The 18537-nt window shown below is 54.4% G+C and carries 20 protein-coding genes and 1 pseudogene; 5 read left to right on the plus strand and 16 right to left on the minus strand.

From position 1 onward, the window contains the following. Window positions 1-94 precede the first annotated feature (94 nt). From GKC68_RS15880 to GKC68_RS15935, 12 genes and pseudogenes are all read right to left on the minus strand, one after another. Window positions 95-664 (minus strand): annotated as a pseudogene (locus tag GKC68_RS15880) (GNAT family N-acetyltransferase). Between the two features lie 65 nt (window positions 665-729). Continuing rightward, window positions 730-1518 (minus strand): endonuclease VIII, encoded by a 789-nt coding sequence (gene nei, locus GKC68_RS15885; RefSeq protein ID WP_014593192.1) that lies wholly within the window; start codon window positions 1516-1518, stop codon window positions 730-732. 11 nt (window positions 1519-1529) lie between these two features. Further along, window positions 1530-2177, minus strand: a complete 648-nt coding sequence (gene pcp, locus GKC68_RS15890; RefSeq protein WP_342656320.1) for a pyroglutamyl-peptidase I — start codon at window positions 2175-2177, stop codon at window positions 1530-1532. A 6-nt stretch (window positions 2178-2183) separates the two neighbouring features. Continuing rightward, complete coding sequence (locus GKC68_RS15895; RefSeq protein ID WP_089527694.1) at window positions 2184-3200, minus strand: DUF979 domain-containing protein; 1017 nt, start codon at window positions 3198-3200, stop codon at window positions 2184-2186. Further along, window positions 3200-3928, minus strand: coding sequence for a DUF969 domain-containing protein (locus GKC68_RS15900; protein ID WP_064367375.1), 729 nt, complete (start codon window positions 3926-3928; stop codon window positions 3200-3202). Before GKC68_RS15900 ends, GKC68_RS15895 begins: the two co-directional genes overlap by 1 nt. A gap of 57 nt (window positions 3929-3985) precedes the next feature. Then, complete coding sequence (pxpA, locus tag GKC68_RS15905) at window positions 3986-4723, minus strand: 5-oxoprolinase subunit PxpA (protein WP_028723844.1); 738 nt, start codon at window positions 4721-4723, stop codon at window positions 3986-3988. Beyond that, on the minus strand, window positions 4713-5645 hold the full coding sequence (pxpC, locus tag GKC68_RS15910) for a 5-oxoprolinase subunit PxpC (RefSeq protein WP_342656321.1): 933 nt from the start codon (window positions 5643-5645) through the stop codon (window positions 4713-4715). Before pxpC ends, pxpA begins: the two co-directional genes overlap by 11 nt. After that, a complete protein-coding gene (gene pxpB / locus GKC68_RS15915; RefSeq protein ID WP_342656322.1) occupies window positions 5639-6295 on the minus strand; it encodes a 5-oxoprolinase subunit PxpB in 657 nt (218 codons plus the stop codon). The genes pxpC and pxpB overlap by 7 nt, the downstream gene beginning before the upstream one ends. A 157-nt stretch (window positions 6296-6452) precedes the next feature. Next, window positions 6453-7196, minus strand: coding sequence for a type 2 GTP cyclohydrolase I (locus GKC68_RS15920; protein ID WP_342656323.1), 744 nt, complete (start codon window positions 7194-7196; stop codon window positions 6453-6455). Between the two features lie 17 nt (window positions 7197-7213). After that, window positions 7214-8641, minus strand: a complete 1428-nt coding sequence (gene phrB / locus GKC68_RS15925) for a deoxyribodipyrimidine photo-lyase (RefSeq protein ID WP_047715436.1) — start codon at window positions 8639-8641, stop codon at window positions 7214-7216. A gap of 12 nt (window positions 8642-8653) precedes the next feature. Beyond that, a complete protein-coding gene (locus GKC68_RS15930; protein ID WP_342656324.1) occupies window positions 8654-9613 on the minus strand; it encodes a 2-thiouracil desulfurase family protein in 960 nt (319 codons plus the stop codon). A 174-nt stretch (window positions 9614-9787) separates the two neighbouring features. Then, complete coding sequence (locus GKC68_RS15935; protein WP_047715435.1) at window positions 9788-9988, minus strand: DUF2517 family protein; 201 nt, start codon at window positions 9986-9988, stop codon at window positions 9788-9790. A 254-nt stretch (window positions 9989-10242) separates the two neighbouring features. Between GKC68_RS15935 and kdpE the strand changes: the two genes are divergently transcribed. After that, window positions 10243-10917, plus strand: a complete 675-nt coding sequence (gene kdpE / locus GKC68_RS15940) for a two-component system response regulator KdpE (RefSeq protein WP_047715434.1) — start codon at window positions 10243-10245, stop codon at window positions 10915-10917. Between the two features lie 40 nt (window positions 10918-10957). Here kdpE and pgm read toward each other — a convergent pair whose 3' ends face one another. Both pgm and seqA read right to left on the minus strand, forming a co-directional pair. Further along, window positions 10958-12598 carry a phosphoglucomutase (alpha-D-glucose-1,6-bisphosphate-dependent) gene (gene pgm, locus GKC68_RS15945; protein WP_013025044.1) on the minus strand — a complete coding sequence of 547 codons (1641 nt, stop codon included), beginning with the start codon at window positions 12596-12598 and terminating at the stop codon, window positions 10958-10960. A 25-nt stretch (window positions 12599-12623) separates the two neighbouring features. Continuing rightward, on the minus strand, window positions 12624-13175 hold the full coding sequence (seqA, locus tag GKC68_RS15950) for a replication initiation negative regulator SeqA (RefSeq protein ID WP_028723853.1): 552 nt from the start codon (window positions 13173-13175) through the stop codon (window positions 12624-12626). Window positions 13176-13426: 251 nt separating this feature from the next. On the opposite strand from seqA, the gene ybfF reads away from it, so the two are divergent. From ybfF to fur, 4 genes are all read left to right on the plus strand, one after another. Next, on the plus strand, window positions 13427-14191 hold the full coding sequence (gene ybfF / locus GKC68_RS15955; protein WP_014606303.1) for an esterase: 765 nt from the start codon (window positions 13427-13429) through the stop codon (window positions 14189-14191). A gap of 166 nt (window positions 14192-14357) precedes the next feature. Next, entirely contained in the window at window positions 14358-14642 is a 285-nt protein-coding gene (ybfE, locus tag GKC68_RS15960; protein ID WP_013025041.1) for a LexA regulated protein, read from the plus strand. 122 nt (window positions 14643-14764) lie between these two features. Then, the gene (gene fldA / locus GKC68_RS15965) at window positions 14765-15295 is read left to right on the plus strand and encodes a flavodoxin FldA (protein ID WP_110956574.1); all 531 of its coding nucleotides are present in this window, start codon (window positions 14765-14767) and stop codon (window positions 15293-15295) included. Window positions 15296-15630: 335 nt separating this feature from the next. Beyond that, window positions 15631-16074, plus strand: a complete 444-nt coding sequence (fur, locus tag GKC68_RS15970; protein WP_013025040.1) for a ferric iron uptake transcriptional regulator — start codon at window positions 15631-15633, stop codon at window positions 16072-16074. A gap of 60 nt (window positions 16075-16134) precedes the next feature. On the opposite strand, the gene GKC68_RS15975 is transcribed toward fur, so the two are convergent. Both GKC68_RS15975 and glnS read right to left on the minus strand, forming a co-directional pair. Further along, window positions 16135-16530: a hypothetical protein gene (locus GKC68_RS15975; protein ID WP_013025039.1), complete on the minus strand. Its 396-nt coding sequence runs from the start codon at window positions 16528-16530 to the stop codon at window positions 16135-16137. Between the two features lie 231 nt (window positions 16531-16761). Next, window positions 16762-18429 (minus strand): glutamine--tRNA ligase, encoded by a 1668-nt coding sequence (gene glnS / locus GKC68_RS15980; protein WP_014606305.1) that lies wholly within the window; start codon window positions 18427-18429, stop codon window positions 16762-16764. Window positions 18430-18537 lie beyond the last annotated feature (108 nt).

The raw sequence follows: 18537 nt of genomic DNA on the forward strand, positions 1-18537 counted from the left end.
TAGCCGTTTTTTTGTGCCCGAAGGATGCAGGTTCCGTTGAGATCGGACAGGTTTGACCTTATCGCTAAAGATGCTATCGGATCACGGCAACATGTTACTTTTTCGCGGCTGTTTCGCCAGCCTGAGCCGCTCTGAATTTGCGCCACTCATCCCGCGTCACCTCCCAGAGTTCGGCGTCATGTTCGCCTGAGACATAGCGTTGCGTTTCGGTCCGGACGAGGCGCATGCCGCTTTTGACCGAGATCGCGACCGAACGCACGTTTGCTGCGGCTTTGGGCGTTCTAATACCGGTTTATTCAGCACATTGAACCCGTAATCGGTAACGGCATTACTGGCCTCCGTCATGTAACCCTGCCCCTGCCATTCCGGTACCAGCCAGAAGCCGCGATGGTTGTCCGGCGTGTCCTTCAGGCTGATGACCCCAATCAGCATCGTCGCCGCGTCCCTGCGCCGTATCGTCCAGAACCAGCCTTTTCCCGCCTCTACAGCAGGTAATGCCGTTCGCAACAAAGTCTCTGGCGGCGCCGTCCGGATAGGGCCAGGGCACCGAATCGATCAGATAGCGGACAATTTCCCATTGAGGAAACACCACCTGAATCGCACCCGCGTCCTGCAGGGTGAGCGGTTTTAAAATCAGCCTTTCGGTCAGAATTTCAGGCGTCATGATGATCGCCCTGCAACAGAAAACGGAATGATTAACGGAGCCTGCCTGTCAGGCCCGCCTGTCTTTTATACCTGGCAGCCCGGACACCAGTAAAATGGCCTGGAGGATAACACGCCCTTCTCAATCACCGTGCCGCAGCGCCGACAGGTCTTGCCCTGACGATGAAAGACTTCAAAACGAAAGGCGGCTTCGCTGTGATACTTTTTCATTGTGCCACGCATGCGGTAGGCATGACGCGGTACGGACAGCAGCGCGTCACTGAAGGCATCAAGCTGTGACTCGCTTAGCGACTGCGCGTTATGGTGTGGAAGCAGCTGTGCCAGCCAGAGGATCTCCACGCGCAGATAGTTGCCTAATCCGGCCAGAAACGCCTGGTCCAGTAATAAACCGCTGAACTGGCGACGGCGGAAGCGCGCTGAGAGCAGGCGCTGCTTTACCTCCTCCGGCGTCAGCGCGTGGCTTAACACATCAGGCCCAATGCGATTCAGGAACGGATGACTGGCCAGGGTTTCCGCATTCAGCAGTTCAATATCCGACGCGCTGTACAGCAGTATGGCCTGATCTGCCGTTGCCAGGCGCACACGCAGCTGCCGTTTCGTCTCGGGCTGCACGTCTGGCGACACGATGCGCCAGACGCCGTAAAGTTGATTATGCGAATAGAGCGTCAGACCATTGCTGAAATGTGTCAGCAACGCTTTGCCGCGCGTTTCGATCGACTCTACCTTTTCTCCCACTAATGTGGGCTCGTAAGTTTTTAATGCAGGGAAAGCAAACCAGACGTCGGCCAAAGGCTGCCCGACAATGGCCATTTCGAGCTGATCCGCCACACGGCGAATCTCCGGTCCTTCTGGCATCACTCGTCCTCTTAATGGGTTGCGCCACCCGCTTCCTTGAGATCGTCGGCGGTTTCCAGCGTGGCCTGCACCGCGATTTTCAGTGCCTCGATCACGGTTGCGGCGGGCATACTGGGTGCACCTGGGTGATGCACCGCCTGTTCAGGCAGGTAGGGAATATGAATAAATCCGCCACGCGCCGCGCTGTCATGTTGATGCAGCCAGTGCAGCAGACCATACATCACCCGGTTACAGGTAAAAGTGCCGGCGGTTTGCGACACCGATGCCGGAATACCGGCTTTGCGCACGGCGGCCACAATGGCTTTGATCGGCAGGCGTGAAAAGTAGGCGGCCGGGCCATCCTGCGCAATCGGCTCGTCCACGGGTTGATGGCCCGCGTTATCGGGAATGCGGGCGTCATCGACGTTAATGCCGATGCGCTCGACGGTGATATCACTGCGCCCGCCCGCTTGCCCTACGGCAATAATGGCATCCGGCTTACTCTCTTCCAGCGCCTGATACAGCACGTCCAGCACCTCGCTAAAGACCACCGGCAGTTGGCGCGTCACGATACGTGCCCCGCCAATCTGCTGGCCTTCAAGCGCGCTGACCGCCTGCCAGGAGGGATTAATGGATTCGCCACCAAAGGGCTCAAACGCCGTCATCAATACCGTTTTCATGCTGCCTCACAGAAACATCAGAAAATAGAGTAAAAAAACGTTAACAATTAACAGTAGCACACCGGTTGGGACCTGAGCTTTGATGACCGCGTTACGGTCCGGCAACTCCAGCAGCGCGGCGGGCACGATATTAAAGTTCGCGGCCATGGGTGTCATTAACGTGCCGCAGTAGCCGGAAAACATGCCGATGGCCGCCATGACAGCCGGATTACCACCATGTTGTAGCACCAGAATGGGAATCCCCACACCGGCAGTAATAATCGGGAAAGCGGCAAAGGCGTTGCCCATGACCATAGTCAACAGCGCCATGCCAACAGCGTAAACGGTCACCGCAATAAAGCGGTTATCGACCGCCAGATAATGTTCGGTCAGATGCGAGATGGCGCCGCCTACGCCCGCAGCGGTGAACAACAGCCCCAGCGTGGCCAGAATTTGCGGTAGCAGGAAGGCCCAGCCCACACAATCCAGCAGACGCCGGGTTTCCTGCATCGACTGAACCGGCTTCTCATGCGTCAGTTTCATGGCGATTAGCCAGCCCAGCAGGCAGCCCACCGTCATGGAAAACAGCGTGACCAGAGTGGCATGATTGCCGGGTCCAAATACCCCGTTCTGCAAACCGGGAATATTATTAAAGGCCAGAACGCCGATCACCGTTACCACAGGAATCGCTAACGCAGGCAGAAAGAGTTTATTTTTAAGGCGTTGTGCGCTGGCCTCTTTTTCCTCTTCGCTGCGTTGATGGTAGCGACCCAGCTTTACGCCACCACAGCCGGCAATTAAGCCCATCAGCACAACTGCCACACCCACGGTAATATGCAGGGTGCGCGTGCCGCTCTGTGTTGATCCCATCAGCTGTGACATCAGCTGCGTTGTCCAGTCCCCCACCAAAAAAATCAGACCGTATAAGCCCCAAAACAGGCCGGTGGTAAAGCGACGTGGGTTCCCGCTGTCACGCCAGGATAAGAAAGCCACGACAAGCAGAATCACGCCAGCCAGCCACATCAAATATTGTTGCTGGAACATTAGCGATCTCCTCTGGCGTTGATGGCCTGGCTGTTGATGGCGCTCAGCTCACGCGCGAGCTGACGGTCCAGCCTTATCAGGCGTGCGGAGTGAATCAGAAAAGCCGCAACGGCCGTCGGAATGCCCCACAGCGCGATATGCAGCGGCTCGGTCTGAATACCGGCGGACTCCTGCATAAAGTTGTGCATAAAGATGATGGCGCCAAAGGCGACAAAGATATCTTCGCCGAAGAACAGGCCGACGTTATCCGTCGCAGCGGACATGGCTCGCAGGCGATGGCGAATCTCAGGCGCCAGTTCACCGTAACGGCTTTCGCTGGCCCCTTCGGCCATCGGTGCCAGCAGCGGCCGTACCATTTGCGGGTGACCACCCAGGCTGGTCAGCCCCAGCGCCGCAGTGATCTCGCGTACAAACAGGTAGACGATGAGCAGTCGCCCTGCCGTCGCCGTTTTAATCTGGGCGATCCACGTCTGGGCGCGCTGTTTCAGACCATGGCGCTCCAGCAGCCCAATGACCGCCAGCGGCAACAGCAAAATAAGCGGCAGATTGCGGGTATTCAGGAAGCCCTCGCCCAGTTTTTGCAGAATATCGCCCAGCGGCATCATGGCGGCAATCCCGGTGACGAAGCCCGCGACGATCACCACCAGTACTGGATTAAAGCGTAAAACGAAGCCTACTACGATGGCCGCAATGCCCAGTAGTGGCCAGAGATTCACTACGCTGTCCATATTTTCCCCTTGTGATAGACCAAAAAAGCCTGAGCTTATCAGCCCGGCGGTGCTGTTTTATTGACTGGTTACAGCAATATTGTTATTCGCGAAGCTGGCACGCAATCGTTGAGCGAACTGCAGCGCGTGCGCGCCGTCACCATGCACGCAGACGGTCTGCGCGTTAACCGCTACCCACTCACCACTTACGCTTTTTACCCGCCCCTGCTGGACCATCATCAACGTCTGATCGATTGCCTGAGCGTCCTCTTCAATTAGTGCGCCGGGTTGACCGCGAGGGACCAGTGCACCGCTGCTGAGATAACCGCGATCGGCAAAAACTTCCTCGCGGGTTTTCAGGCCATGGTGCGTTGCCGCACGAATCGATTCGCTGTTCGCCAGCCCCACGACGATCAGTCCGGCATCGACGGCCTTAACAGCACGCGCAATGGTATCCGCCAGGCCTGCGTCGGCGGCAGCCTGGTTATACAACATCCCATGCGGTTTCACATGAACTAACGATTGCCCTTCGCTCTCCGCCAGGCTTTTCAATGCGCCGACCTGATAGATGATTTGTGCGTAAAGGGTTTCTGGCGGCAGTTGCATGGCGCTGCGACCAAAATTCTCCCGATCAGGGAAGCTGGGATGCGCACCAATCGCCACACCGAACGCTTTGGCCCAGCGAACGGACTGCAGCATCATTTCTGCATCGCCCGCGTGAAACCCGCAGGCGATATTGGCGGAGCTTACCAGTTGCAATAGCGCACGATCGCTACTGCCGCCCTCGCCCAAATCGGCGTTTAAATCAATTTTCATTAGCCAGTCCCCATGCCATTTGATCCAGTGCGTGCTGTTGCTGCCGCTTTGCCGTCTGCGCTTCCTGAGCCGTGCAGAGAACGAAATGGAGGGGCTCTCCCAGACGGACCTGCGCAAGATGATAGAGATCGCTCTCTATCACGCAGGCGATGCGCGGATAGCCCCCGGTGGTTTGTGCATCCGCCAGCAATACAATGGGTTGTCCGTTTCCCGGCACCTGAATAACGCCGGGTACCAGTCCATGAGATAGTAGCTCGCGGGAGGTATCACGCTGCAAGGTTGGCCCCTGCAAACGGTAGCCCATGCGGTTGCTTTGCGGATTCAGCGTCCAGGCCGCTCGCCACAGTCTTTGCTGCGCCTCTTCACTGAACTCATGATATTCCGGCCCCGGCAGCGCCCGAATGCGATTGCCCCACAGCAACTGCTTCACCCCTTTCTTCTGCGTAAAGGGCTGCCCTGGTTTGCCCAGAGGAATACGATCGCCATCCTGCAACGTGCGCCCCTGGAAGCCGCCAAACCCGGCTTTGATATCTGTGCTGCATGAGCCCAGTACCTCTGGGACATCGAATCCTCCCTGTATTGCCAGATAACTGCGCATACCGTGGAGCGGTTTCTTTAACAACAGCACCTGGCCTTTTTTAACCGGCAGTCGCCAGCCCGTCCAGACGGGTTTCCCGTCCAGTTCGGCCTGACAGCCGGCGCCCGTCAGGGCGAACCAGCCATCGCGGCTGAACTCGGCTTTAAACTGGCCCAGCACTATTTCCAGAACGGCGCTGCCCGGCGGATTACCGACCAGTAAATTTGCTGTGATCATGGCAGGCTGATCCAGAACGCCACTGACGCCGATACCGAACTGACGCCAGCGGTTGCGGCCCAGATCCTGAATACTGGTAGCCAGCCCCGCCCGAAGAATTGTTAACATATACCTTCCTTTTGCGGCACAAACCGGACTTTGTCGCCGGGTTGCAGCAACGTCGGTGGCTGCTGTTGCGGAGTGAAAAGCGCAACCGGGGTTTGACCAATCAACTGCCAGCCGCCCGGAGAAGCCAGCGGATACACGCCCGTCTGGCTCCCGCCTATCCCTACTGAACCCGCCGGTACGGCTACGCGGGGTTCCGCGCGGCGCGGCATGTGCAGGCGGGGATCAAGCCCGGCCAGATAGGGGAATCCCGGTTGAAAACCAATAAAAAAGACGTCGTACTCGCGACTGCTGTGTAACTCGACCACCTGCTTTGCTGACAGGCCAGCATGATCCGCTACCTGAAGCAGATCGGGGCCAGCTTCACCGCCGTAGATAACCGGCACGTTTACCAGACGAGACCCGGTGGTCTGCGCTTCGCTTTCCAGCCACCACTGCTGAAGCTGCGCTGTGGCCTGCTGCGCGTCGGAGGGCGCCTCCTCCAGCAACAACGTGAGGTTATTCATGCCGGGAATCACGTCCCGTATCGCGCCATGTGACTGTAAGCGCTCGCTCAAATGCCAAATTCGCTGCTGGCTGGTGAGGGAAACCGGCGGAGCCAGCTCCAGCACCACCGCGCGTTCGCCCAGCATGTAGCATCGTGTTTCTTGCAACGCGTACCTCCCGGTCAAAAAAATGGTTGCGCTCAGGCAGTATGCTGGCGTCCAAAAGCAGGCACTGATGTTGCGGCCTTAGGAAGGTAGTTATCCGAAAGTGACAGAGATGTGTCAATAGATTTGGGTTCTGCCGCGTGATACAGAACCCGGAAGATCAGGCAGGATTGGGGATATCAATAAAGGTCACGTCAAGGCCATGCTCTGCTGCCAGCCACTCGCCCAGCGCCTGAATGCCGCAGCGTTCGGTGGCATGATGGCCCGCGGCAAAAAAGTGCAGCCCCTGCTCACGTGCGCTGTGAATAGTCTGCTCTGACACTTCGCCAGTAATAAAAGCGTCTACCCCAAAGCCAGCCGCAGCGTCGATAAATCCTTGCCCACCGCCGCTGCACCAGGCTACCCGACGAATGGCAGCAGGTGCATTATCACCGCAGTGCAGCGGTTGACGCCCTAATACCTCGGTAATACGCTGTGCCAGCTGCACACCGGTCATGGGCTGTGCGAACTCGCCCCATGGCACCAGCGGCATGATCTCACCTGCCACATCGATCCCCAGCAGCCTGGCCAGTTGCGCGTTATTCCCTAACTGCGGGTGCGCATCGAGCGGCAGGTGCCAGCCATAGAGGTTGATATCGTTAGCCAACAGGGTGCGCAGTCGTTGGCGCTTCATCCCTTTAATGACCGCAGGCTCGCTTTTCCAGAAATAACCGTGATGGACCAGCACGGCATCGGCCCGGCGGGCCACCGCTTCATCCAGTAATGCCTGGCAGGCGGTCACGCCCGTAATCACCGTTTTTACCCTGGTGCGGCCTTCAACCTGAAGGCCGTTTGGCGCATAGTCGCTAAAGGCAGCGGTATTGAGCTGCTGGTTGACGATTTTTTCTAACTCGTAGTGATTCATTTCTGCTCCTTGCCGCCTCAGGCCGCGTTTTTCGCGCGCTCAAAGGCGTCGAGTGTCTTTTTACGTGCGTCCTTATGTTCCACGATTGGCGCCGGATAATCGAGTTTCTTGTTATTTTTCTGCGCCCATTGGTGAGGCTGATGGATATCGCTGTCGGGCACCTCTTTCAACTCTGGCAGATAGCGGCGAATAAACTCCCCCTCTTTATCGAAGCGCTCGCCCTGGTTGGTCGGGTTGAAGATGCGGAAATAAGGCGCCGCATCGGTGCCGGTTGACGCCGCCCATTGCCAGCCGCCATTGTTGGCAGCCAGGTCGCCATCGATCAACTGCTGCATGAAGTACCGCTCGCCTTCTCGCCAGTCGATAAGCAGGTCTTTCACCAGAAAGCTGGCGGTAATCATGCGAAGTCGGTTGTGCATCCAGCCAATGGTCTGCATCTGACGCATGGCGGCATCCACAATGGGATAACCGGTTTTCCCCGCCTTCCAGGCGTCGAAGTGCGCGCTGTTACGTTGCCACGCCACGTTGCGTGTCCAGTGAACAAAAGGCTGATGTTTGCACAAGCGCGGATGCGCCACGATGAGGTGACGGTAAAATTCACGCCATATCAGTTCGTTGATCCACACGGCAGCCGGGCTGCTATCCAGCGCTTTGGGTTGTTCATGCAGGATTCGATGCAGACATTGCCGCGGCGAGAGCACGCCGGTAGAGAGATAGACCGATAAACGACTGGTGCTGTCCAGCGCGGGCAAATCGCGCTGCTTTGCATAATCGAGCACCGCCTGTTTGGCAAACTCACGTAACCGCTTAACGGCCGCCTGTTCACCAGGCGGAAACAGCGCCGTGTCGATATCTGCTTGTGGATAATCGAAAGGCGGAAGGCTTTTTGGCGCCTTAAGCGGCGCACCTTCACGGGCTTTGGGGGCTGGCACACACTCGGGTAAACCCTGTTGTAGCCGCCGTAAGAAGGCCTTGCTGAACGGCGTAAACACTTTATACATCTCACCATCACCGGTTTGAATACTGCCCGGTGGCAGCAGCAGACTGTCATCAAAGCCCTGGCAGACGACGTTCGCCTCATGCAGGCGTTTTTCTGCACTGGCATCCCGTTCACGCTCATTCACTTCATACTGGTAATTGTAGAAAAGCTTGTCGACCTGCTGCTTCTGGCAGAAGCCGACCAGAAAATCGACGCTGGCCGCGAAATCATCACACTGATGAAAATGAAGCGGAATGCCCCGCTCCGCGAGGGAGGACTGCAGCATATCCAGACTCTGATGAATAAACGCGACCTGGCGGGCCGCCATCTCATGTTGCTGCCACTGCCCGGGCGTTGCGATAAACAGCGCAATCACCCTGGCATCAGGTTGGGTGCAGGCCGCGTGCAGCGCCAGATTATCGTTAATACGCAGGTCGTTTCGCAGCCAGACTAAATGCGTGGTCATAGTACTCCTGAATCATTGTCCGTATCGCAGACGCAGAGCTTCGGGGTAAGGATCAAAGTAACGCTGCTGCGTCAGCCAGGGGTGCGGATATTCCGCCATATAGTGCTTAAGAATCGTAATGGGTGCTAACAGCGGTTGCGTTCCCTGCCGGTAGCAGTCAATCAGCGACGTCAGTTCTTTGCGCTGAGGAGAACTTAACTGACTACGGAAATAACCCTGAACGTGCATCAAAACGTTAGTGTGATTCGTGCGGGACGCTGGCTGTGACATCAAATCCATCAGGCGGCTGCGGTATTCAAAGGCAAAAGCCTCCAGCGATTCCCACTGGTTCATTGAGGCAATAAACGGCCCGAGCTCACGGTATTTCTTCTGGGAATGCGCCAACAGCAGCAGCTTGTAACGACTGTGAAAAGCAATCAGGTTGTGGCGAGTCAGGCCCTGTTTCAACATCTGATTAAACTCATGCAGGGCACAAATCCGGCCAATAAAATTTTCGCGCAGGGTGGGATCGTTAAGGCGACCATCTTCTTCAAGCGGTAGCCAGGGCATTTCGCGCTGCAAAAAGGCGGTAAAAATGCCGGTGCCTGCTTTGCGGTTATTGTTGGTGGCGGGTTCATAAATTCTGACCCGTTCCATGCCGCAGCTGGGTGATTTTGCGCACAGGATGTAGCCACAAAGATGATGAAGAGATTTAACGCGGTTTTCGGACCAGTCGCGCATTTTATCAGTGATGTCCTCTCCGCCCTCTTTGCTGAAGCACAGGTGCAGAGCGTCATCATTGCCCATTTTAACGAGGCGTAAGGCCGGGCGAGGCGTAGGAAGGCCAATCGCCATTTCGGGGCAGACAGGTTCAAAACGTACAAAAGGGGTGAGTTGCTCAGTAGCGAAAGCCAGTCGCTTATGGCCGCCATCGAATCTGACGCTCTCACCAAGCAGACAAGCGCTGATTCCAACCGGAATTTTCTCACTCATACTTGTACAACCTCCGAAAACTTGTAGAGGTTTAAGTGTAGCGCAAAATGGTGGGGAAATCAGCCTGTGGGGCTTTGCAGATGACGGTAATGATCAAAAAAAACCCGTTCCCCGTCATAAAATCCAGGGAGCGGGCCAGAAATTCAGTCGCTGAGGCGGTTTAATGCGGTTTGATTACCAAAAGACACCGGCAGCGGCTTCAGACTGTGCCAGCCAGACCGGCTTGGCGCTGGTTTTGCACCACATACGATGCAGATAGCTGTAAAAGCGGGCACGATCCTTGCGAAACAGCATGACCGGCAGAGCCAGCAGGCCCAACAGGATAACCAGCGTACGGCGCAAAATGATTTTTTGACGAGAATAAGTCCGGTACATGGATTCCTCCTGACGAAAAGTTGGTTAAATGTGATCTGCATCTAATATTACGCCTGATTGTGTAATTTTACTACTCATCTGACCACTAAATTTGACTCTTTTTTGTACTGTTAATGACAATCTGAAAATTAGTTACATTTTGGTTAAATAATGGTTTTGACGATGATCTTTGGCGCGATTCGATGGCAACACGGACGAAAGGCTGAAAAGTTGATACAGTGTGTTTTCCCTTTTCAGGCAATGGCAGGACAGGCGTGACCACGGTTTTAATCATTGAAGATGAGAAAGAAATTCGCCGCTTCGTGCGCATCGCGTTGGAAAGCGAAGGCCTGAAGGTTTTCGATGCCGAAACGCTACAACGTGGGTTGATTGAGGCGGCGACGCGAAAACCCGATCTGGTCATTCTCGATCTCGGCCTGCCCGATGGCGATGGCAAAACCTTTATTGGCGAGCTGCGTCAGTGGAGCGCGCTGCCCGTGATTGTGCTGTCGGCCCGAATCGACGAACAGGATAAAATTGACGCGCTGGATGCAGGGGCCGACGATTACCTGACGAAACCCTTCGGTATTGGTGAACTGCTGGCACGCGTTCGTGTCGCCTTGCGCCGTCATGCCGGACAACATAGCGATCCCAAGGTCAGCTTCGCCGACGTTACCGTGGATATTGCGGCACGCAGAGTGCTGCGCGCTGGCGAGGAAGTACACCTTACGCCGATAGAGTTTCGTTTGCTGACGACGCTGCTGAACAACGCGGGCAAAGTGCTGACCCAGCGGCAGCTGTTGAGTCAGGTGTGGGGACCAAACGCCGTTGAGCACAGCCACTATCTGCGGATCTATATGGGGCACCTGCGGCAAAAGCTGGAGGCGAATCCCACCCAACCGGTACATCTGCTCACGGAAACCGGCATCGGCTACCGGTTTATGCCATAAAAAAAGCGCCACCTGGGCGCTTTTTCATTTAACAGGCAAATCAGGCGTTTTTCAGCACTTCGCTGACAATCTCTACCGCTTCTTTTTCAATTTGCGCGCGGTGTTCTGCGCCTAAGAAACTTTCACAATAGATTTTGTATGCATCTTCGGTGCCGGAAGGACGGGCAGCAAACCAGCCGTTTTCCGTCATCACTTTCAGGCCGCCGATAGACGCGCCATTGCCCGGCGCAGCGGTCAGACGCGCGGTGATCGGATCGCCCGCCAGGGTGTCAGCACTCACCATTTCAGGTGACAGCTTAGACAGCGCCGCTTTCTGTGCTGAACTGGCTGACGCCTGCAGGCGATTGTAGCTGGGTGCACCGAAACGCGCGGCCAGCTCATCATAGTGCTCCTGCGGGTTCTTGCCGGTGACCGCGGTAATCTCGGCTGCCAGCAGACACATGATGATCCCGTCTTTATCGGTGGACCAGGGCGTACCGTCAAAGCGCAGGAATGAAGCGCCCGCACTCTCTTCCCCACCGAAGCCAAAGCTGCCGTCGAACAGGCCATCCACGAACCACTTAAAGCCAACCGGCACTTCCACCAGCTTGCGGCCGATGTCGTTAACGACGCGGTCGATCATGGCACTGGACACCAGGGTTTTCCCCACGGCAACGTCTTTGCCCCACTGTGGACGATGCTGGAACAGATAGTTGATCGCAACGGCCAGATAGTGGTTCGGGTTCATCAGGCCGGCAGGCGTGACGATACCGTGGCGGTCGTAATCGGGATCGTTGCCAAACGCCAGGTCAAATTTGTCCTTGTAGGCCAGCAGGCCCGCCATGGCAGATTCGGACGAGCAGTCCATGCGCACCACGCCGTCTTTATCCAGATGCATAAAGCGGAACGTCTGATCAACGGCGTCATTCACCAGGGTCAGATCGAGCTTGTAGTGCTCAGCAATGCGCTGCCAGTAAGCGATGCCGGAACCGCCAAGCGGATCAACACCGATCTTCAGGCCCGCTTTTTGAATCGCCGGGAAATCGATGATCTGTGAAAGGCCTTCAACATAAGGCTGGATCAAATCTTTCTCAACCACGTGACCGCTGGCCCAGGCCTGGTCCAGTGGCAGACGCTTCACGCCTTTCAGGCCCTCTTTCAACAGCTGATTCGCGCGATCTTCAACCACTTTGGTGACGTTGGTATCTGCAGGGCCACCGTTCGGCGGATTGTATTTAATCCCGCCATCTTCAGGTGGGTTGTGCGAAGGCGTAATAACGATGCCATCCGCCAGCTGATCGCCCGATTTATTGTGCTCAAGAATGGCGTTTGAAATCGCCGGCGTTGGCGTATAGCCATTATCCTGTTGAACAATCACGTCTACGCCGTTTGCGGCCAGCACTTCCAGCACGGACAACAGCGCAGGTTCAGAAAGCGCATGCGTATCTTTACCCACGTAGCACGGACCGGTAATTCCGTTCTTTTTACGCTCTTCGGCAATCGCCTGAGCTATCGCCAGGATGTGCTTTTCGTTAAAGCTGTGGCGTCCTGCGCTACCGCGATGGCCTGATGTGCCAAATTTCACCGCATGTTCCGGGTTAGCCACATCGGGCTGCAGGACATAATATTGTGAAGTTAATTGTGCAACGTTAATCAAATCGCTCTGCTGGGCAGGCTGCCCGGCACGGGGGTGATTGGCCATTGGCGCTTCTCCCTGACGCTTCAGTTTAAATGGTGCCGCAAACTTTCTCTGCCAGTTCCGACGGGAACTGCATCGACAGCATAATGTGTTCAACCATGCTGCGTTTGCGACCGGTATTGGTATTGGTAATAACCCAGTACGGCGTGCCGGGAACGTGCTTCGGCTTGGTATGGGTACCGCTTTGCAGCAACGTATGTTCATCGCCCGCGAAATAGATGCGCGTGCGGCCCTGCAGCGACATGGTCGCCTCGGCAAACGCTGCGGTATCCAGACGATAGAGCGTTGACAAGATTAGCATAAAGCGGTTAACCGCCCGCTTCTGCTCCGCATATTCATCCGACAGCAGTAGCTCACGCACTGCGCGAACACGATCCTGAGGACGCGATTCATTACCTGCCGACGGTGCCGCTTTAGACGGGGCCGGTGCAGAGACGGCCTGCGTGTCATTGACCGCCGCTGACTGACCGGCAGTAAACTTCAGCATACGGCGCAGAATATCGGATGCACTTTCGCCAATGTGTTGCGTGTGGCTGGCAATATAACGGTAGAGCTCTTCGTCAACTTCGATCGTTTTCATCTTATTCCGTACGGTTTTTTTACTCACGACAGAACCCGCAATTTTCTGAATACCCCGAAGTGCTGACAGGCATTTCAAAAGGAGGCAGGTTCTAACATGAAGATTATAAAGTTAAATTCAGACAGGCTGATAGCATTCAAACGGTTTATGGGCAAAAGTCAGAATATGTCCTAATGCCGCCGGAAGCAGCGCGCCTGAAAAGGTAAAACCATGATAACCTAAGCTCAGGTCTCACACTTAAGAACTTTGCTATGATTTTGAATGCGCGCCTGCAAACTGAACAATCTTCTTCTGATTCCACGCCTGTCCTGCTGATTCATGGTCTGTTTGGCAGTCTTGATAACCTTGGCATTCTGGCCCGAGGGCTTAAAGACGATCGACCGCTTATTCAGGTTGATGTGCGCAACCACGGGCTATCGCCGCGCGCAGACGAGATGAATTACAGGGTGATGGCTCAGGACATGCTGGATACGCTGGATGCTCAGGGGATTGAACGGATCGCGGTCATTGGTCATTCCATGGGCGGTAAGATCGCTATGACAATGAGCGCGCTGGCACCAGAACGTATCGAACAGATGGTGATGATCGACATCGCGCCCGTTGACTATCAGACACGTCGGCATGACGAGATTTTCGCCGCTATCCGGGCCGTCACGGCCGCTGGCGTCACCTTGCGCACTGAAGCCGCAGAGATCATGCGCAACCACATTGATGAGGACGGCGTCATTCAGTTCATACTGAAATCATTCAGTCAGGGCGAATGGCGCTTTAATGTCCCGGTGTTGTGGGACAACTACGCGCTGATCTCCGGCTGGCAGGAGGTGCCTGCCTGGCCACATCCCGCGCTGTTTATTCGCGGTGGCGACTCACCTTATCTGGATAATCAGTATCGTGACGCGTTACTCAGGCAGTTCCCGGCCGCGCATGCACATGTAATCGGTGGTGCTGGTCACTGGGTACATGCTGAAAAACCTGATGCCGTTTTACGCAGTATTCGACGCTTTTTTGCGCTTTAAAACATCTTAACTGGCTGTAAAAGTTTAAGATTGGCGTCCGCGGTTAGCCTGGAGTATGATGGCGCGCTAAATTTTTGCCGTGGGCGCTGTTGCCCGCGGGAAGAGTCAATACTTTAATCTGCGCAGCGGAAACGTCTCGTTCGCGCCCACTCAGTTGTACTAAGTCATGGCAAAAGAACACACTGACCGTACGACGCTCGATCTATTCGCTAACGAGCGTCGACCTGGTCGCCCAAAAACCAGTCCGCTTACGCGTGATGAACAACTGCGTATCAACAAACGCAATCAACTGAAACGTGACAAAGGGCGCGGACTTCGTCGTGTTGAACTCAAAATGAACAGTGAAGCCGTTGAAGCGCTGAATATGCTGGCTGAGCAGCGCAATCTCAGCCGCAGCGAATTAATTGAACAAATGCTGCTGGCACAACTCAAACTGGACTCACGCGGGTAAACCGCACACAGAAACAAATGTCGCGGCTTTACACATTCCGCCCTTTTGCGCGGTCTGCTATCATTTGCTGAACAGGCTCCGACATTCATTCTATCATCAGGATTTAAGAGGTTATTTTACCCATGGCAATCGTAGGCATCTTCTTTGGCAGCGATACCGGTAACACCGAAAACATTGCAAAAATGATCCAGAAACAACTGGGTAAAGACGTTGCAGAAGTTCACGACATCGCGAAAAGCACTAAAGAAGACTTAGAAGCCTTTGACATTCTGCTGCTGGGCATCCCCACCTGGTATTACGGTGAAGCCCAGTGCGACTGGGATGACTTCTTCCCGACGCTGGAAGAGATCGACTTTAACGGCAAGCTGGTTGCGCTGTTTGGCTGTGGTGATCAGGAAGACTACGCAGAGTACTTCTGTGATGCCATGGGAACCATTCGCGACATCATTGAACCTCACGGCGCCATCATCGTGGGCCACTGGCCGACCGAGGGTTACCATTTCGAAGCGTCAAAAGGGTTGGCTGATGACAACCACTTCCTGGGTCTGGCTATTGATGAAGATCGCCAGCCAGAGCTGACCAACGAACGCGTTGATAATTGGGTTAAGCAAATTTTTGATGAGCTGCAGCTCAAAGAAATCATTGAAGCCTGATCGCGCTGAGCTCAGTGTGGACGCAGGTTCACACTGGGCGAATGACTTTTCCTATAAAATTAATAGCTACATTTTTGTAACTTTCCCCATTTAATCTGTAGAATACCCGCATCGATCATCTGCTTATTTCCCTGGAACTGAGATGACAAAACGCGAAATGCGACTCGTCCGCTTTCCATGCCATGCGCAGCCAACATCGCCGCTGGCGCATCGCAAGGACATCGGTTTTCATTTCAGCGCATCAGTTCTATAATGAGACGCAAATGAGAATGGCGGTCGATCGACATACAGGCTACGTGCCACAAGAGTGACTAAAGTAACAGGACAATATCCGCATGACTGACAACAATACCGCATTAAAGAAGGCTGGCCTGAAAGTCACATTGCCCAGACTCAAAATTCTGGAAGTGCTTCAGGAACCTGCATGCCATCACGTCAGCGCGGAAGATCTGTATAAACGCCTGATCGACATGGGCGAAGAGATTGGACTGGCCACGGTCTACCGTGTGCTTAACCAGTTCGATGATGCAGGCATCGTGACCCGCCACAACTTTGAAGGCGGTAAATCGGTGTTTGAGCTGACGCAGCAGCACCATCACGACCACCTGATCTGTCTGGATTGCGGTAAAGTGATTGAATTTAGTGACGAATCCATTGAGACGCGTCAACGTGAAATCGCAACCCGTCATGGTATTAAGCTCACCAACCACAGCCTGTACCTTTACGGTCACTGTGCACTGGGCGACTGCCGTGAAGACGAAACGCTGCACGACAAATAAGCGCTTTGGGGTATAAAGTAAAAAAGCCGATGTTTACATCGGCTTTTTTATTGCTGTCGCTCAGGTCACGAGCGTTTCCTGCAGGTAGCGCCAGCGCGGAACAGAGGTGGTGCAGTCCAGAATCGCCAGCGAAATACGGCTTTTATTTTCACCATTCATCATCTGCAGTTCACGGTACTGAATCGTCACTTCGTTCGCATGCTCAGAAAGAATCACGTGCTCACTGGTCGCAATGCGCATCCCTTCCCTTGCCCCCTGCAGTCGTCGAAAAAGATCTTCAACCTGATCCAGGTTCAGCTGTTTTCCCTGCGGCGTGACCATCTTAAAATCGGGATGAAAGTGCGAGAGCAGCAGATGAAAACTGTCTCCACCATCCCGACCATGATTAAAAATATGTTCAATAAGCTGATGTAACACGACAACGCTATGTTTGGCTTCCTGTGCAAAAAGTGTCATTTTTTCCTTTTAAACCCACAGACTGATACTTCAGAGGGTTAGCCTACCTGAAAAAAAAGAATTAACACTGGGAAATTTATTAAAAAAATTAAACTGAGAGCGGTTCCACAAAAATAAAATTAATACGCGGATTCTGCTCAGGAGAAACGTCGGTACTAAAAAAAATCGCCGCAATAAAAAAGGGCGATAAGTCGCCCTTTCGATTACCCTGCGGTCAACATCACAGAGACATTATTCGCCGATTTTCGCCCAGGTATCGCGTAAACCTACCGTGCGGTTAAACACTAACTGTGAAGGGGTTGAATAAACGCTGTCGGCACAGAAGTAGCCTTCGCGCTCAAACTGGTAGGGCGCGCTGGCCACCGCATCACGCAGGCCGGGTTCAACAAAGCCCTGTTTGACTTCCAGCGAGTCAGGATTAATCGTGGTCAGAAAATCGTCTGCCGCGCCAGGATTGGGTACGCTAAACAGGCGATCGTAAAGACGGAACTCAGCGGGCAGCGCATGTTCAGCAGACACCCAGTGAATCACGCCTTTGACTTTACGGCCGTCAGCAGGATCTTTGCTCAGCGTATCCACATCACAGGTGCAGTAGATGCAGGTGATATTGCCTTCTTCATCTTTCGCGATGCGCTCGGCCCGGATCACGTACGCATTACGCAGTCGCACCTCTTTACCCAGCACCAGGCGTTTATACTGCTTGTTAGCTTCTTCACGGAAATCGGCCCGATCGATCCAGATTTCGCGGCTGAACGGCACGTCGCGCGTCCCCATCTCTGGTTTGTTAGGATGGTTCGGCATGCTAAGCACTTCGTTATGGCCTGCGGGCAGGTTTTCCAGCACCAGCTTCACCGGATCCAACACCGCCATCGCGCGTGGCGCATTTTCGTTGAGATCGTCGCGGATACAAGACTCCAGCGAGGCCATTTCAACAATGTTGTCCTGCTTGGTGATACCAATACGCCGGCAAAACTCACGGATTGAGGCCGCGGTATAACCACGACGACGCAGGCCGGACACGGTTAACATACGGGGATCGTCCCAGCCTTCCACATGCTTCTCGCTGACCAGCTGCGTGAGTTTGCGTTTTGACATCACCGCATACTCAAGATTCAGGCGCGAAAATTCGTACTGACGTGGATGAACCGGAATCGTGATGTTGTCCAGCACCCAGTCATACAGACGGCGGTTATCCTGGAACTCCAGTGTACAGAGTGAATGCGTAATGCCTTCCAGCGCATCGGAAATGCAGTGGGTAAAATCGTACATCGGGTAGATGCACCATTTGTTGCCGGTTTGATGATGCTCAGCAAACTTAATGCGGTACAGCACCGGGTCGCGCATAACGATAAAGCTGGAAGCCATATCAATTTTTGCACGCAGACAGGCTTTACCTTCTGCAAATTCACCGTTGCGCATTTTTTCAAACAGGGCAAGGTTCTCTTCCACGCTGCGATCGCGGTATGGGCTGTTTTTACCCGGCGCGGTTAACGTTCCCCGGTATTCACGAATTTCTTCAGGGGTCAGTTCATCAACATAGGCCAGTCCCTTTCCGATCAGTTCAACCGCATACTGGTAAAGCTGATCAAAATAGTCAGATGAATAACGAACGTCGCCACTCCACGAAAAACCCAACCACTGCACATCACGCTTGATGGATTCAACGAATTCCATATCCTCTTTAACCGGATTGGTATCGTCAAAACGCAGATTGCACTCGCCCTGATAGTCTTGTGCAATACCAAAATTCAGGCAGATTGATTTAGCATGACCGATGTGCAGATAACCATTTGGCTCTGGCGGGAAACGGGTATGCACACTGCTGTGCTTCCCGCTCGCCAAATCCTCGTCAATAATCTGACGAATAAAGTTAGTTGGGCGGGCTTCAGCCTCACTCATCTCAAAATCCTCAACGCGTAGAAAGGGTGGTTTATACCACGTAATATCCGGGTATGATCCACAAAGCGTTGCAGAGAAACAACCGTTTGTTGGGCGTTTAAAATAAAA

Source organism: Pantoea sp. RSPAM1, from assembly GCF_038816185.1.
GTDB classification, from domain to species: Bacteria; Pseudomonadota; Gammaproteobacteria; order Enterobacterales; family Enterobacteriaceae; genus Pantoea; species Pantoea ananatis.